We start from the raw sequence: 15,602 nt of genomic DNA, 5'->3' as shown, positions 1-15,602 counted from the left end.
TTCTGAGCATCCTTGCTTATTTATTTCATTTTAATAGCACGTCTCTAAAACACGTGTTTTAATAATTGATGTAATTGATCATACTCTATAAAAAAAGCATCATGACCATGAACTGATTTAACAACTCCATATGTATGTTTAGGATTGTGTTTTTTCAAAATCTCAAATGTATCTTTGTTTTCTTTTGCTGTAAAAAACAAATCAGAATCTACACTGATCTGATGAATCGCACATTCTACATCTTTTATCACCTCCTCAAATGCCCCCCTGTCTTTTGTGATATCTATATTAGCCAGAATATGATTTAAGGCTTTATAAGAAGACAACCCGAACCTACTTTCGAGTTTCTTTCCGTGATGAAACAACCAGCTTTCTATATTATACATTCCTTTTTCCTCATTAAAACTTCTTTCGAATTTTTGAGAAAAAGATTCCGGGGTTCTATATACCAGCATCGCATGAAGTCTCGCATCATGAACAGGATTATTAGAATGCAATAGAATTTGCTCTTGTACCAGACAAGTTGCTTTTAGCCAATCTGTCGATTTCCAATCTGAAGCAATCGGAACAAGATGTCTGATCAATTTTGGCGCCAATACAGCTAACTCCCATGCTATTCCTCCTCCTACAGACCCTCCTATAACTGCGTATAATTCACCTACTCCTAACCGTTGTAATCCTTCAAGAAAAATGGCTGCAACATCTCTGGCGACAAACGCCTTATAATCCTCTATTTTATTTTCTTCTTCCTGATATCCATTTCCAGGAATATTAAACGATAAAATTGCATACTTATCAGTATCAATACACTTTCCTTTTCCTATAAGACCTTTCCACCAACCATCTTCTCCACACACTGAAGAGTTCCCTGTCAAAGCGTGATTGACTAGCACCACTGGCGCACGCTCCAGTGGCTGCCCAAATACTTCGTAGGTGAGTGATAGTTTTTCAAAACAAACTCCTTGTAATGTTCTAAAGGTATCGATCTGAATTCGTTGCAGCATAATCCTTTTCTAATTCTTTTTTTTAAACCGTTTCTTTAATTACAGCAAATGCGTTTTTTAAATCTGTTTTTAGATCCTCCACATCTTCCAATCCAACCGAAAGACGAATCAAATCACTCGTTACTCCAGTAGATTTTTGCTGTTCTTCTGTTAATTGCTGGTGAGTTGTACTTGCCGGATGAATAATCAAAGACTTGGAGTCTCCTATATTCGCCAGTAAAGAGAATATGCTGGTTTCATCTGCTATTCTTTTCGCTGATTCAAAACCTCCTTTTGCTCCAAAAGTTACAATTCCACTTTGTCCTTTGGGCAAATATTCATTTGCTAACTCATAGTATTCATCTTCTTTTAATCCCGGATATCGAACCCACTCTACTTCATCTTGCTCTTGCAACCATTGTGCTAATGCCAATGCATTTTCACTGTGTTTCTGTATCCTGATTTCCAGCGTTTCCAATCCTTGCAAAATCTGAAAAGCATTAAATGGACTTAGGGCTGCCCCATAATCTCTCAACCCTTCTATTCTGATTTTTGCTATAAATGCTGCAGCTCCCAACGCTTCGTGATATACTAATCCATGATACCCTGCGGAAGGTTCTGTAAACTCCGGAAACTTTCCGTTTGCCCAATCAAATGTCCCTGCATCAATCACCACTCCTCCTAAAGAGGTTCCATTTCCACTAATGTATTTTGTCAATGAATGTATAACGATATTCGCCCCATATGCAATTGGATTTAATAAGGCTGGAGAAGCAACTGTATTATCCACTATAAAAGGGATATTATTCGATTTTGATACCGCTGCAATCTTTTTCAAATCCAATACATCCAGTTTTGGATTCCCTAATGATTCTACAAATATTGCCCTAGTATTCTCCTGAATTGCCGAAGAAAAATTTTCTGGATTAGCAGCATCTACAAAAGTAGTTGTAATCCCTAAGCGCGGTAATGTGACATTGAGGAGGTTATACGTTCCTCCATAAAGACTGCTTGAAGCGACAATATGATCTCCAGACTTCAACAAAGTTAACAGTGTGGTATTAATTGCCGCTGTCCCAGAAGCAGTAACAACAGCACCAATTCCTCCTTCCAGTGTTGCTAAACGCTGCTCTAAGATATCATTAGTAGGGTTATTTAATCTCGTGTAGATAAACCCTGCCTCTGAAAGATTAAACAGATTCGCTGCATGATCAGCATTATTAAAAACATATGAAGAGGTTTGATAAATAGGAACAGCTCTGGTTCCTCCGTTACTCTTCACATCGTGTCCTGCATGCAAAGCATTTGTTGCTAGTTTTTTAGTACTCATGATTTTCTAATTCAATTTTTTTAGACTTTAACTTATTACAATTCTGACGTTGTTCTTCACAAAGTCAATAATGCATTATTTGTTTTTTTCAGAAATCATTAATCTTACAAAACAAATTTTTGCTAAGAGCCCAATACATAGCACACCCTATATTTGTTAGTAGTGTATTGTCATAGAAAATTAAAAAGAAAGGTTTTTCAATTACAGAAAGTAATTGATTTTAGTTATCTATTCCAACAATAAAATACAGTGGATAGAATTTAGCACCTTCTTTACGGATAAAGGGTTGCTAAGGCTTCATCGGGTCTATTCCCTCCGCCTTTCTTGATAACTTACTAAAATGTATAAGAAACTTGGGGTCAAAATTAGTAATTATTTTGAAACTACCATATTTTTCTCTAAAAAAACTTAGTTTAACAAAAAATACTCTTTCATAAACACGCTCATTCGCATCTGATTACATTTATTTTTTTAGTTTTTTTTATTTCTTCAACTGTCTTTTAAGCTTGCATTACTAAGTGTGTTTCCCTTAAAGAGTTCTTAATAAAATCTTTATTTTTCAAAAAAGAAAAATATTGAAACGTCAAACAGGTTTTGGTATGATCATTTTTTATACCTTTGCCGAAATTATTAGGGATAAATTTGACTGATTGCAACCCTAGAGATACCGAAATATCATTTCTGTATCGCTGTTATAGAAACAGAGAAAATGCTAAAACAGTACTTTCAAAAAATCTTTTTTTGAAATCTCTATCTCTGGTAAGCAATACGGTCTTAATCACATTCCTTTTTAAACAGATAAACGAATGGCATATTTATTCACTTCAGAAAGTGTATCTGAAGGACACCCAGATAAAGTAGCAGATCAAATTAGTGATGCGCTATTAGATAATTTTTTAGCTTTTGATCCAGAGTCTAAAGTAGCCTGTGAAACACTGGTTACAACAGGGCAGGTTGTACTGGCTGGAGAAGTAAAATCTAAAACATACCTAGACGTACAGCATATTGCTCGTGACGTTATCAATGCAATTGGCTACACCAAAGGAGCTTATCAATTTAGCGGAGACTCCTGCGGAGTAATTTCTTTAATTCACGAACAATCTCAAGATATTAACCAAGGTGTCGACAGAGAAACAAAAGAAGAGCAGGGTGCTGGAGACCAAGGGATGATGTTTGGTTATGCTACTAAGGAAACTGAAAATTACATGCCATTGGCCCTGGATATTTCTCATAAAATATTAATAGAGCTAGCTAACCTAAGAAGAGAAGGTAAAGAGATTCCTTATCTCCGTCCCGATTCAAAAAGTCAGGTAACTATAGAATACAGTGATGACAATGTCCCACAAAGAATTGTTGCTATTGTAGTATCTACACAGCATGATGATTTCGACAGTAATGACGAAGTTATGCTAGACAAAATAAAGCAAGATATTATTTCAATTCTTATTCCGAGAGTTGTTGCTCAATTACCAGCATACGTACAGCAGTTATTCAACGAAGAAATTGTTTACCACATTAACCCTACTGGTAAATTTGTTATCGGAGGACCTCATGGAGATACCGGACTTACCGGTAGAAAAATTATCGTTGATACTTACGGAGGAAAAGGAGCTCATGGAGGAGGTGCTTTCTCAGGAAAAGATCCTAGCAAAGTAGATCGCTCAGCTGCTTATGCTTCCAGACATATTGCGAAAAACCTTGTTGCCGCAGGAGTTGCCAGTGAAGCCTTAGTTCAGGTTTCATATGCAATTGGAGTGGTAGAACCTACATCTATATTTGTAGATACCTATGGCACTAGCAAAACCGGATTAACTGATGGAGAGATTGCAGAAAAAGTTTCTCAGATTTTTGATATGAGACCTGCTGCCATCGAAGAAAGATTGAAGTTAAGAAATCCTATTTATCAGGAAACTGCTGCTTATGGTCATATGGGAAAACAACCTCAAAAAATTACCAAAGTATTCGAAAGCCCATACTCAGGAAAAATAGAAAAAGAAGTAGAATTATTCACCTGGGAAAAACTAGATTATGTAGCTGCCGTAAAAAAGGCTTTTAATCTATAAAATAACCCATTATAAAATACATTCAAATCAGAACCTGAAACTACTATTGAAGTAGTTTCAGGTTTTTTTATTCTTACCCTAGACAAAGTGTGTGGTTTTGCCGTAATGAATTTTAAACAATATCCTTTATTTTAGCTACATCAAAACCTTAAAAACTTAAAAAACAACAAAATACACAAAACAAAACAACAAACGTTAACTGTTGTTTTTAGATTTTTTAAGAGTTCTATAATACTAAATTTCCTAATTTTAGGTTATACTAAAAAACAAATAGTAAGTATTGTAAATCGTAATTGTAAAACTATTAACCCCAGAATAATGAAAGTAAAAATTGTTCTAATTATTATTGCATTATGGATCGGGCAATTTTCATATGCTCAGGATCACAAAAATGTTACTCAATGCGTAAAATCTCTTGATCTTACGATTGAAGAAGGTACCTATAGTACAGAAAAGAATAGTGACACAGAAAATAATCTTATTTTTAAATCCTCAGAGACTGCATCATATAATGAAACTTTAGGAAGCAGTACTGATTTTTTTAGTCTCGAAGAATGGAAACGAACTAAAAAAATTATTCTTAAAAATAAAGAACGGATTGTAAAAATGGGAACGTATATTACTCGAAAAATAGACACTGTTTTTATCCCAATACCATCTTTTAGTGGTGAATCCAGTATTTCTGGGTGGTAACAGTATTTTCTCACTAAATAATAAAAAAACTTCCTTAGACAGGAAGTTTTTTTATTTTAATACCTTTCTCGAATTCATTAAAATTCTCAATTCATCTATTGAAATCATCTTATGTCATAAATTAATTCCCTAATTTTACGATTAAGAAATCACGCTTTGTTTAACACATCACACAATCCTCTTCAAACCATATGCCTGCATCTAATTATTGCCTTATTGATCCCAAAGGCGGTCCTATAAAAATACAACTTACTGTAAACAATGGAATTCGATCCAACTCTTCTTTTGTTCTATGGGAACTACAAGATGAAAAATGGATAAAAAAAGAAAAGTGGAATTTGATTACTGGGGATAAAGGATTCGACGAATGCATTATCCCTCAAAAACCGGATAAGTTAGAGAACAACTCTCTCGCATGGTCTGTGAACTCATGTGCTATGATTAAAAATCTGGAGCGAGGAGAATTCACCATCCGAATCATTCAGGACACAATACAACGCTGGAAAAAAACGGCTTCCAGGATTGTTCCCTTTGTAGGAGATGGAAAGCAACTTCAATTTGGAAATCACATTATCTTCAAGCATCTTATCGATTCTCAAAACCCCACAACAAACCTATGGAAGCAAATAGACTCATAAACTATCTTTTTCTGTTTGGGTGGTTATATATCGGGATCGCTCAAGAAAACAACACCGAGGCATTTCGTTATAAACTGGATTACAGCATCCCTGAGAGTCCTGCTTTTGCTGTACTTGATGCTAATCCGACAACTGTATTACGGGCTACAGCAGCACAAGAAGTCATTACGCAACTGGCTACAAATTTTATCAGTGGTAATAATGTTAGTCCTGGCTTAGCTATTGATTTTAACCCGTATTTTAACTTTGGTGGAAGATTACAAAATATAGAAGAATACAGAACAAAATACTGGAGTCGCTTTCTGGCAAATCTTCAACTATCTCTTGCTACAATTAACGCTACTGATTTCCCTGACGACATGCTATTCTCCGGAGGGCTCAGGATGACACTTTGGGATAGTAAGGATATTTTATACAATAAGGCTTTAGGTGAGAGTATCGACAGGGAATTACTTCCTAAAGAAGATCCGGGACCTCATCACCACGACCCTGGAACTATTGTAGAAAACAATGCTCTCAAAATCGCTTACGAGAAAACTAAAAAAGCCTATAGACAACAAAAAGGAGGAGCCCTTTCCATCGGATATGCTGTTGCCGGAAGAGCTCGTAATAACGCCTTCAAAACTGATAGTATCATCACCTATCGCCACCAAGCCTGGATCAGCGGGCAATATGATTTTGGAAAAAACGGCATTAGTATCAATAGCATGCTTATGTACCGATATCAACATGGAAATCTTTCTAATTCAGATGGAGTTATAGGAGGGATTGCTCTTAGAAAATACGGAGAAAAGCTCATCATATCTTCTGAGATATACCATAATGGACAAACCGAAAGCATTAATTTTGGAGCCTATGCAGAAGCTTACCTGATTCCAAACATTACGCTTTTTGCCTCCTTAAAAAAAGAAGTCAATGCCATTACAGGAGAAGAAGAAGTTCTTTTTAAACCTGGAATAAAATGGAATCTAAGTGAGTCCAAAAAGTAACATTCTTCTCCCTGCTTTTTCTAAAAACTATTTTTGCATTTATAAATTATATGTAATTCCAAACATCCAATAGCGAGGTTGTATCGCGTACTGAGAGGTACTATTATACACCTCATTAAAATGATCCTGATATATATACGCTGTGTTCAAAAGATTCGTAGCTGAAATAGCATACTCCCATTTCCCCTGAGGTTTCTGATATGATATTTCTCCATTAAGAATTCCATATTCATTTAATGTTCGCTCTTTATTCTGATACAAGAAATAATTGTAAGAAGCATTCCATAAAAATCCTTTTAAGAACTGCCATTCTAATTTTACATACGGTTGTTTTGTATAAAATACATTCTTTGCTCCGTTATTATTATATTCATTGATCGCAAGTTTGTATCCTATATCAACATTCGGACCTTGTTTAAAATTCGTCGACCCTGCTATTTCATATTCCTGAGTAAAGCTTGTACTTTTACTAGCGTCTCCATTCACAATCGTATTATACCAGGCATTATTAACATTTGCCCTCAGTTTCCCTTTCACCTTTCCAAAACTTCTGGAGAATTCACCCATAGCAGCAAATACCTCATCTGCAAAATTGGAATTGACTGGAGTATGTACCTGATTAATCCCCGAAATAACACTAGTATTTTTTATTGGGTTTTGCCGATGTGTATATTTTGCATAAGCATAAACAGTGGTATGATTAAACATATTGAAACTATGATAAGACAGAGACAAATCATTATATAAAGCATTCTCTAAATTGCGATTTCCTCTGTATAATGCATTATATGAATCAAAAACATACCCTAATGCCAGTTTGTTAACATCTGTATAATTAGCCGTCATTTGGTATCGGAAATTAACAGTTTCATTCTTTTTTAGTCGCGCTGTCGCAAAAAAATCAGGAAGGAGTTTCCAGGACTTCCTTACCTCTGTAGTTCCCAACTGTTCATCTCTTAATTGATAATTATGAAGACTAATTCCCGGATTAATTGTAAAAATTCCTTTTATAAATTTATACCTAAGTCCCAGATATGTATCTAAAAACCCATATGTTACCTGATTAGCAAATTCATTATCAGCAAAGGTGTTTTCTTCTTCTTCTAACTGTTGAAAAATTCTGGAGGTAAACCTTTGATGACTCAATGTATTACCAGCATAAAAATTAAGATTACTTTTTTTGGTTAACACTCTATAATAATCTAATCTACTATCTAATTTATTCGTTCTAATTTCTTTTTCCTGATTGATATCATATCGATCACTCTGCTTCAAAGGATAAAATGTATCTTGTGTCGGATCAATCGGATTATGTATTGTAGTAAACACTCCTCTAAAAGGAATATCATCCCGGATGGCATTATATAATGGTATTTCTTTCTGCAATAAATGTTGTGCTGAAAACGAAAAAACATCTTTCGTTGTTGCAGTATAGTATGCATTGATATTTTGTGTTAAAGAAGCTGGTTTATTTTCGCCATTCTCTCTAATATCTTCTATAGCTTCCTCTCTTCTGGACAAAAATGAAGAGGTTTCTTCTAAACTGGATATTTTCCCCAGAAGATCATAATCTATTCTGAGTTTTGTAGAAGGTTTATACACTGCATTTAATTTCAACATTCCTATCTGATTATTTTGCTCCGCAGCTTGCGTAACCTCTTCTATAGTATTATCCGTATCAGAAGGTGTATTATCAATGTATAACCGTCTGATATTAGTAAGCAGACTGGTTCTTGTCTTATTAAAAATACTATAGCCTGAAATATCTAACCCTTTAATTTTATTATACGAAAAGTTAGCTGCTCCAAATTTTGTAGCAACTTCTCTAGCCCTATTATTACCCAGTAGTGAAAGTCCGATATTATCCAAAGAAAAATCAAGACTTGTTCCTCCTTTCTCCAGGTTCCTCAAGCCTCCAGTAAAATTAAAATAGTCCTGTAATGTAAAAGGTACTTCTCCAATATCATTAATATCTCCTAATAGATTAAGACTATAAGCGGGGTTATAATAAAACAACTTTGGTTTCACCAAGTGTCTCTCTGTATTCCCTACTCCAGCGCCAGCTTTAACATCTCCAAACCAAAAATTCTTTTTCCCTTCTTTTAGCTTTACATTAATTGCTACCTGATCTTGAGAATTACTTAATCCTCTCATTTGATCCACCTCTTCGTAATTACGAAGTACTTCTACCTTATCCAAAGCATCGGCAGGAATGTTTCCTGTCGCCAATTTAGAATTTCCGTCAAAAAAATCTTTCCCCTCTACCATAACCTTGGACACTTTCTTCCCCTCTACTTCTATCTCTCCATTTTCTGTAACCTCTATTCCTGGTAACTTTTTTAATACATCTCCTAATTTTTTTTCTGCTCCATTGGTAAATGAATCTGTATTATAAACCACTGTATCTCCTTTTACCACTACCGGCATTTCATATACTAATTCTACTTCATCCAAACTGTTTTCATCCGCTTTCATTATGAAATCTATTGTCTGATCTGTCTTTGATACTTTAATTTCTCTATCATCTGCTGTTAATCCCAGGTAGCTTACTTTTAATGTATACATAGCATCCCCGGGAACTACCAGTTTATATTTTCCCTGATCATTAGAAATTCCATAAGCCACCATCTCTGTTCCTGAGTTTTTATATGCAATTACATTCGCCATCTCCAAAACATTCCCTTTCTCATCCTGAACTTTTCCTGAAAGAACTACTTTTTGAGCAGTCGCTCCCCAGGTCGCTCCTATAAGAAGCAACAACATATATATAATTTTCATGTTCGTTTTTTAATTGATGTTTTTTTGGTTACAAATAATATCTGCACCAACTTCCTTTTACTCTATACGTTAATTGATTTTCCCGTATGACTTATCCTCCTATTTTTATTTCGATACCACCATCTCCTGAACGATGACTAGAATGTATTTTCATTTCTTCTATTTTCTTATTCATAATCTCATTAAATCGTTCCTGAGTAACTACTTTTCCTTTTGCTGGTTCTTTGATCGTTACTTTATTTTTAGGATTGATTACAATTTTTTTGCAAAGCATCGTCTGCTTACCATCATTAACTTCCAATATCAAACCCGGCAGCCCTCCATACATAGAAGGTCCATTACTTACTGGTATCAATGGCGTATACCAGGCTGTTATTAGCTGTTCCTTTTTCTTCTCTTTAGCCTTTTCTTTTTCTCCATTAATTGTAATATTTCTTATTTCAATGCTCTCTACTTTTCGGGTAGCTTTATAACATAAATAATTCCCTATTTTTTTTGTTTCGTTGGTTAACTCCCATTTATTTTTTCGCAATGTATCTTTAATCAAAAACTGTTTACCAAAAATGTCATTACTACTCACATACCTTGATTCTTTTGTATTCTTATACAACACCTCTCCACCACCTGAACCTATCACAATCATTTTAACGCCCTGATTAGAAGCGGGATTCTCTAATTGTTTTTCTTCCTGATATATCGATTCATGAATAGAAAAATCCAATCGGTACTCTTTTTGAAATTGTTTGATCAACATCGCTTCAAGTTGCTCTTTCATTCCGGAAGGAGCTGCTGATTCACCTATATCAAGATCCATTTTGCTGCTTGATTGATATATTGCCACCCCCTGAAAATCCTGAGCAAACAAAGAATTAACAAACAGCATCATAAGTAGTATCATTATTCGTATCATATCTTTTTTGTTTAAATTGTATTTATAAAAAGTTTGAGACAAAGATGAGCACCTATTAAAAATCTTACGGTTAACAAGTGTTAACGAATGTTAACCCATTCATTTAAAACTATTTTAGTATTGTATTTTTGACCTATGCAGAAAAAACGTGATCAACATATTTTGTTTTTTATAGCCATAGTAAGTCTCATCACTATAGGCATACAATTATATTGGAATTACAAAAATTATAAAGCAAGTGAACAACAGCTTATTAACGATGTTCAAATCGGTCTGGATAATGCTGTCAACTATTACTATGAGAAAATTGCTAAGGATAATACACTAGATCTCGCGACGTCTATTAGCCAACATTATTATGAGTTTTCTGAAGTAAAAAGAGACGGTTCCCATCAAAGCCATAAACAATCTCACAAGGATACTTTTCCCTACCCTTATAGTCCACAGAAACATTACCCTAATTTGCAAAAAAATAAAAAACTGAATACAATGAGGGTATATACAGATTCCAGCCTTTCTAATATGGTAAAGTACAACCTTCCTGAAAAATCCCCTGAAAGCACCAGCCAAATTAAGTTTATCACCATACCTAAAACTGGGGACACTATCATTGAAATAGAAAAATTAAAATTGATAGAAGCAGAACCCATTAAAGAACTGGCTTCCAAAATTCTTATTTCTGTTTCGAATGACAATATGAATATTCATCAATTAGACAGTCTTTTGAAACATGAATTTTCCCGAAAACAAATTACCGTTGATTATTCATTAACGTATAACGATCAGTTCAACAATCAAAAAATCATCCCTTTTTCCAGTCCTCCACAAAAGACCTTAACCACTTCCACAACTTCTTTATACTTGCCATATAGCAGTACTATCGGATTATCATATACCAACACAACAACTACCTTACTCAAAAAAAACCTGCTGGGAATACTTCTCTCTTTTATTCTGATTGCTACCGTTATCTATTGCATGTTATATTTATTGAGAATCATCAACCGTCAAAAACAACTTGCAGAAGTAAAAAATGATCTGATCAGCAATATCACACATGAGTTCAAAACTCCTATTACTACCATCAATGCTGCTCTGGAAGGGATTTCTTTGTTTAATAAAAACAACAATCCTGAAAAAACAAAAAAATATGTAACTATCTCATTTGAGCAATTACAAAAACTAAATTTAATGGTGGAAAAAATACTGGAAACCGCCTCCCTGGACAGTGACAAATTACAACTAAATAAAGAACGCATAGAACTCGTTAGCTTTATGAATGATTGTATTGCCAAACATCAACACCAATTATCTCAGAAAAAAAAGATACAGTACCTACCGTCTTCTACCAAAATTTATGCACATATAGATATCTTTCATATTGAAAATGCCATAAACAATATCATTGATAATGCGATCAAATATGGAGGGAATGAGATTCATATAGCGATCAAAGATCACAACAATCAGATAACAATACAGATTAGTGATAATGGTTCTTCTCTATCAAAGGCACACAAAGACAAGATATTTGAGAAATTCTACCGTGTTCCCAAGGGCAATACCCATGATGTAAAAGGATTCGGAATTGGTTTATTCTACACAAAAACAATAATAGAAAAACACCAGGGAACCATTACTGCTACTTTAGATCACCAAATGACTAACTTTATAATTACCCTCCCCAATGAGTAACTTTACAGAAATTATTTTAGCAGAAGACGAACCCTCTCTAGCGCAAATTATAAAAGAGAGTCTAAGCACCAGATCGTTTAAAGTCCATATCGCCTGCAATGGAATTGAGGCTATACAATTATATAAAAACACAGATGCCAAACTACTTGTATTGGATGTAATGATGCCTAAAAAAGATGGATTTACTGTCGCAAAAGAAATCCGACAGATAGATGATACGATTCCTATCATTTTCCTAACAGCAAAGTCCCAAACTGAAGATGTAGTTGAAGGCTTTTCTATCGGGGGCAATGACTATCTAAAGAAACCTTTTAGTATGGAAGAACTCATTGTACGAATCAACAATCTACTTCAAAGAACACTTCTTCAAAAAAAAGCAGAAGTCATGATGATTGGTCAATACACTTTTAATTTCCCCAAACAACAACTGGAGCACAGAAACGAGACGCAGCAACTAACTCATAGAGAATCCCATTTATTGTTCCATTTAATAAAAAACAAAAACCAGGTTTTAGATCGTTCCATGATCTTAAAAAAATTATGGGGAGACGATGATTTTTTTAATGGAAGAAGCATGGATGTTTTTATTACAAAACTCAGAAAAAAACTAAAACACGACCCTCAATTACAGATTATAAACATTAGAGGCTATGGATATAAGCTTATAGATTAGTACCTATACACATTTCAAACCGATAAAACCCAATAACATTCCTTATAATTCCATAAAATTAAAACTCCCCTTCCTCTTCTTGTTCTTCCTGAGGAAAGAAAATAAAAAGGCAGAATAATCTCATCGAAATTACGTTAAAACAGTTTTATGTTAGTCAGGAAATATTTTATATTTACGACCAAACCTAAAAAGGATATTGCTTTAACACCCCAAAAAAAAATAAAAAATGCATATAGCAGTTGCGGGAAACATTGGTGCTGGAAAAACAACCTTAACACGTTTATTAGCGAAACATTACAAGTGGGAAGCTCAATTTGAAGATGTAATGGAGAATCCATATCTGGAAGATTTCTACAATAAAATGGAACGCTGGTCTTTTAATCTTCAAATCTATTTTTTAAACAGTAGATTCAGGCAAATTCTGGAAATCCGAAAAAACGGAAAAGACATTATTCAAGACAGGACAATTTATGAAGATGCTTATATCTTTGCTCCTAACCTGCATGCAATGGGGTTAATGACTAATAGAGATTTCGAAAATTACCGTTCTTTATTTGATTTGATGGAAAGTGTTGTCGAAGGTCCTGATCTTATGATTTATCTGAGAAGCAGTATCCCTAATCTAGTGGCACAAATTCACAAACGAGGTCGGGATTACGAAAACTCTATCAGTATTGATTACCTCAGTAGATTAAATGAGCGCTATGAAGCATGGGTACACGGGTATGACAAAGGGAACTTATTAATTATCGATGTAGATCACATTAATTTTGTAGATAACCCAGAAGATCTGGGAGATATCATTAATAAAATAGATGCACAATTACACGGATTGTTCTAAACTCTAAATTCTATACTCGATAAAATGGACTTTCAGCAGCTTTTTCATTTTTTAGAAAAACTTCAACAAAATAATTCCAAGGAATGGATGGATGCCCATAGGAAAGCGTATCAAAAAAACAGAACTAATTTTATCCAATGGCTAGATGAGCTGAACGATCGACTTGCGGCAATGGATCCTGATTATTTTCCTACTCCCGGAAAAAAAGGAATGAATCGGATCAATAACAATTTACTATTTCATCCTCATAAACCTGTTTACAAAGATCATTTTGGTGCAGGTTTGGACCAGTTGACAAAGCAAGGAGATTTTTATATTCATATCGGGATTTCCGAATGTCTTCTTGCTGGAGGATATTGGAAACCTGAAAACAAGATTCTAAACAGTATTCGGGAAGCAATCGATTATAACGGAGAAGAATTAAAAAAAATAATTACTAAAAAAAGTTTCAAAAAGATGTTCGGGTCACTGTATACAGATGGAAATGACCTCTTAAAAAAAGCCCCTAAAGGCTATACTACAGACCACGAGCATATCGATCTATTAAAACACAAAACATTTGCTGTAATTCACCCTCTGGAAAAGAAACAGGTACTCCAAGATGATTTTACCGATTATGTTGTACAGGTTTACAAAGAAATGCTTCCTTTTAGACGCTATTTGCGACAAGCAGTTTCTGTATAGTCTTTAATCACAAATTCCCAGATGCTGTTATGTACGTCATAATAGTATGAGTAGCTCCGGTATTGCTGTTAATAAAATGCCCTGATATCATCCCGGTTTTTTCTCTAAACTGTTTATCATCGATCAATCTGTCAATAATTACAGAGAATTCCTCCTGAGAAGAAACGGAAAACAAGCCTGCCAGTTTTTGCAATTGCTTCGCTTCCCAAAACTTATCGAAATTCTTTCCGATGATCACCGGAACTCCAAAAGTAGCCGGCTCTAAAATATTATGTAACCCCGAGGTTCCCATAGCCCCACCAACATAAGTGATATCAGCATAACTATATACCCTGGACAGATATCCAATAGTATTCATTACAAAAACCTGATATGAATTCAGTTCCTTACCTTCTCTATCCGAATAACGAATTGTTTTTTTGGTAATTTTATCGACCAATGACGCAACTCCACTCTCCTTGATTTCATGAGGTGCTATAATGAAGCATAATGATGCCGGAGCCCGATTGATATAATTAATAAAGACTTCTTCATCTTCTTTCCAGGAACTGCCTATAACTACACACAATCGCCCCCCTACAAATTCAGAGATAAAATCGACCTTGTTATTCATTTCTATTTGATGAGAAACCCTGTCAAAACGGGTATCACCACTAACTGAAACATTAGAGAATCCTATACGATTTAACAATTCTTTGGAAATCTCATCCTGAACAAAAAAATGAGAAACCGACCTCAGGACAGTACGCATAAAACCTCCATACCATTTAAAAAAAGATTGATTTTCTCTAAATGCAGCAGAAATAATCACAACTGGAATCCCTTCTTTTTTTAACTCCTGAAAATAATTTGGCCAAAACTCGTATTTTACAAATAGTGCCATTTTTGGTTGTACATACTTAACAAATCGCTTGGCATTACGAATCGTATCGACTGGTAAATACAAAACCACATCAGCAAGCGTACTTTTCTTTTTTGCCTCATACCCCGAAGGAGAAAAAAAAGTAACCAACAACTTATAGGTAGGATATTCTTTTTTCAACGATTCCATAACAGGAACTCCTTGCTCATATTCTCCTAGAGAAGCACAATGAAACCAAATAACTTTATCTCCTTTTTTTAGGTTTTTTTCTAATACTGAAAAACTGTGTTTTCTACCATTTGCAAACAATCGCAACTTAGAACTTAAAGTACCTATTAATGGTAATGACCATTGAAACAAAACAGATAGTATAGCGTATAAAATTTTCAAAAACTCGTTTTTTATATAAGCTACAAAAATACATTACTTTCTGATAAGCACATAAAATCTTCAAAAACAAGAA

Annotated in this window: 13 protein-coding genes and 1 riboswitch; of the genes, 8 read left to right on the top strand and 5 right to left on the bottom strand. The window is 34.5% G+C overall.

The window, feature by feature from the left end; genetic code table 11:
* Nucleotides 1-44: 44 nt before the first annotated feature.
* Together HN014_RS10215 and HN014_RS10210 are read right to left on the bottom strand one after the other, a co-directional pair.
* Nucleotides 45-1,004: an alpha/beta fold hydrolase gene (locus tag HN014_RS10215; RefSeq protein ID WP_176028781.1), complete on the bottom strand. Its 960-nt coding sequence runs from the start codon at nucleotides 1,002-1,004 to the stop codon at nucleotides 45-47.
* A 22-nt stretch (nucleotides 1,005-1,026) separates the two neighbouring features.
* The gene (locus HN014_RS10210) at nucleotides 1,027-2,313 is read right to left on the bottom strand and encodes an O-acetylhomoserine aminocarboxypropyltransferase/cysteine synthase family protein (protein ID WP_176028780.1); all 1,287 of its coding nucleotides are present in this window, start codon (nucleotides 2,311-2,313) and stop codon (nucleotides 1,027-1,029) included.
* Between the two features lie 221 nt (nucleotides 2,314-2,534).
* Nucleotides 2,535-2,647: riboswitch (SAM riboswitch) on the bottom strand.
* A gap of 472 nt (nucleotides 2,648-3,119) precedes the next feature.
* On the opposite strand from HN014_RS10210, the gene metK reads away from it, so the two are divergent.
* The 4 genes from metK (at nucleotide 3,120) to HN014_RS10190 (ending at nucleotide 6,696) form a co-directional block, all read left to right on the top strand.
* Nucleotides 3,120-4,376 (top strand): methionine adenosyltransferase, encoded by a 1,257-nt coding sequence (gene metK / locus HN014_RS10205; protein WP_176028779.1) that lies wholly within the window; start codon nucleotides 3,120-3,122, stop codon nucleotides 4,374-4,376.
* A gap of 318 nt (nucleotides 4,377-4,694) precedes the next feature.
* Nucleotides 4,695-5,069, top strand: a complete 375-nt coding sequence (locus HN014_RS10200; protein ID WP_176028778.1) for a hypothetical protein — start codon at nucleotides 4,695-4,697, stop codon at nucleotides 5,067-5,069.
* A 191-nt stretch (nucleotides 5,070-5,260) separates the two neighbouring features.
* Entirely contained in the window at nucleotides 5,261-5,707 is a 447-nt protein-coding gene (locus HN014_RS10195; protein WP_176028777.1) for a hypothetical protein, read from the top strand.
* Nucleotides 5,686-6,696, top strand: a complete 1,011-nt coding sequence (locus tag HN014_RS10190; RefSeq protein ID WP_176028776.1) for a hypothetical protein — start codon at nucleotides 5,686-5,688, stop codon at nucleotides 6,694-6,696. Before HN014_RS10195 ends, HN014_RS10190 begins: the two co-directional genes overlap by 22 nt.
* A gap of 39 nt (nucleotides 6,697-6,735) precedes the next feature.
* Here the strand turns inward: HN014_RS10190 and HN014_RS10185 are convergent, their stop codons facing one another.
* Together HN014_RS10185 and HN014_RS10180 are read right to left on the bottom strand one after the other, a co-directional pair.
* Complete coding sequence (locus HN014_RS10185; RefSeq protein ID WP_176028775.1) at nucleotides 6,736-9,474, bottom strand: carboxypeptidase-like regulatory domain-containing protein; 2,739 nt, start codon at nucleotides 9,472-9,474, stop codon at nucleotides 6,736-6,738.
* Between the two features lie 91 nt (nucleotides 9,475-9,565).
* Nucleotides 9,566-10,384, bottom strand: coding sequence for a GLPGLI family protein (locus tag HN014_RS10180; RefSeq protein WP_176028774.1), 819 nt, complete (start codon nucleotides 10,382-10,384; stop codon nucleotides 9,566-9,568).
* Between the two features lie 135 nt (nucleotides 10,385-10,519).
* Here HN014_RS10180 and HN014_RS10175 point away from each other — a divergent pair, with 135 nt between their 5' ends.
* From HN014_RS10175 to HN014_RS10160, 4 genes are all read left to right on the top strand, one after another.
* Nucleotides 10,520-12,079 carry a sensor histidine kinase KdpD gene (locus HN014_RS10175; RefSeq protein WP_176028773.1) on the top strand — a complete coding sequence of 520 codons (1,560 nt, stop codon included), beginning with the start codon at nucleotides 10,520-10,522 and terminating at the stop codon, nucleotides 12,077-12,079.
* Nucleotides 12,072-12,752, top strand: coding sequence for a response regulator transcription factor (locus tag HN014_RS10170; RefSeq protein WP_176028772.1), 681 nt, complete (start codon nucleotides 12,072-12,074; stop codon nucleotides 12,750-12,752). The genes HN014_RS10175 and HN014_RS10170 overlap by 8 nt, the downstream gene beginning before the upstream one ends.
* 226 nt (nucleotides 12,753-12,978) lie before the next feature.
* Complete coding sequence (locus HN014_RS10165) at nucleotides 12,979-13,593, top strand: deoxynucleoside kinase (protein WP_176028771.1); 615 nt, start codon at nucleotides 12,979-12,981, stop codon at nucleotides 13,591-13,593.
* 24 nt (nucleotides 13,594-13,617) lie between these two features.
* Nucleotides 13,618-14,277 (top strand): DUF2461 domain-containing protein, encoded by a 660-nt coding sequence (locus tag HN014_RS10160; RefSeq protein WP_176028770.1) that lies wholly within the window; start codon nucleotides 13,618-13,620, stop codon nucleotides 14,275-14,277.
* Between the two features lie 7 nt (nucleotides 14,278-14,284).
* Here HN014_RS10160 and HN014_RS10155 read toward each other — a convergent pair whose 3' ends face one another.
* Complete coding sequence (locus HN014_RS10155; protein ID WP_254884125.1) at nucleotides 14,285-15,529, bottom strand: 3-deoxy-D-manno-octulosonic acid transferase; 1,245 nt, start codon at nucleotides 15,527-15,529, stop codon at nucleotides 14,285-14,287.
* Nucleotides 15,530-15,602 lie beyond the last annotated feature (73 nt).

Origin of the sequence: Aquimarina sp. TRL1 (assembly GCF_013365535.1) — a bacterium.
In the GTDB taxonomy this organism is placed as follows: domain Bacteria; phylum Bacteroidota; class Bacteroidia; order Flavobacteriales; family Flavobacteriaceae; genus Aquimarina; species Aquimarina hainanensis.
Note: the sequence above shows the minus strand (reverse complement) of the source record. Positions and strands in the feature narration are given on the sequence as shown.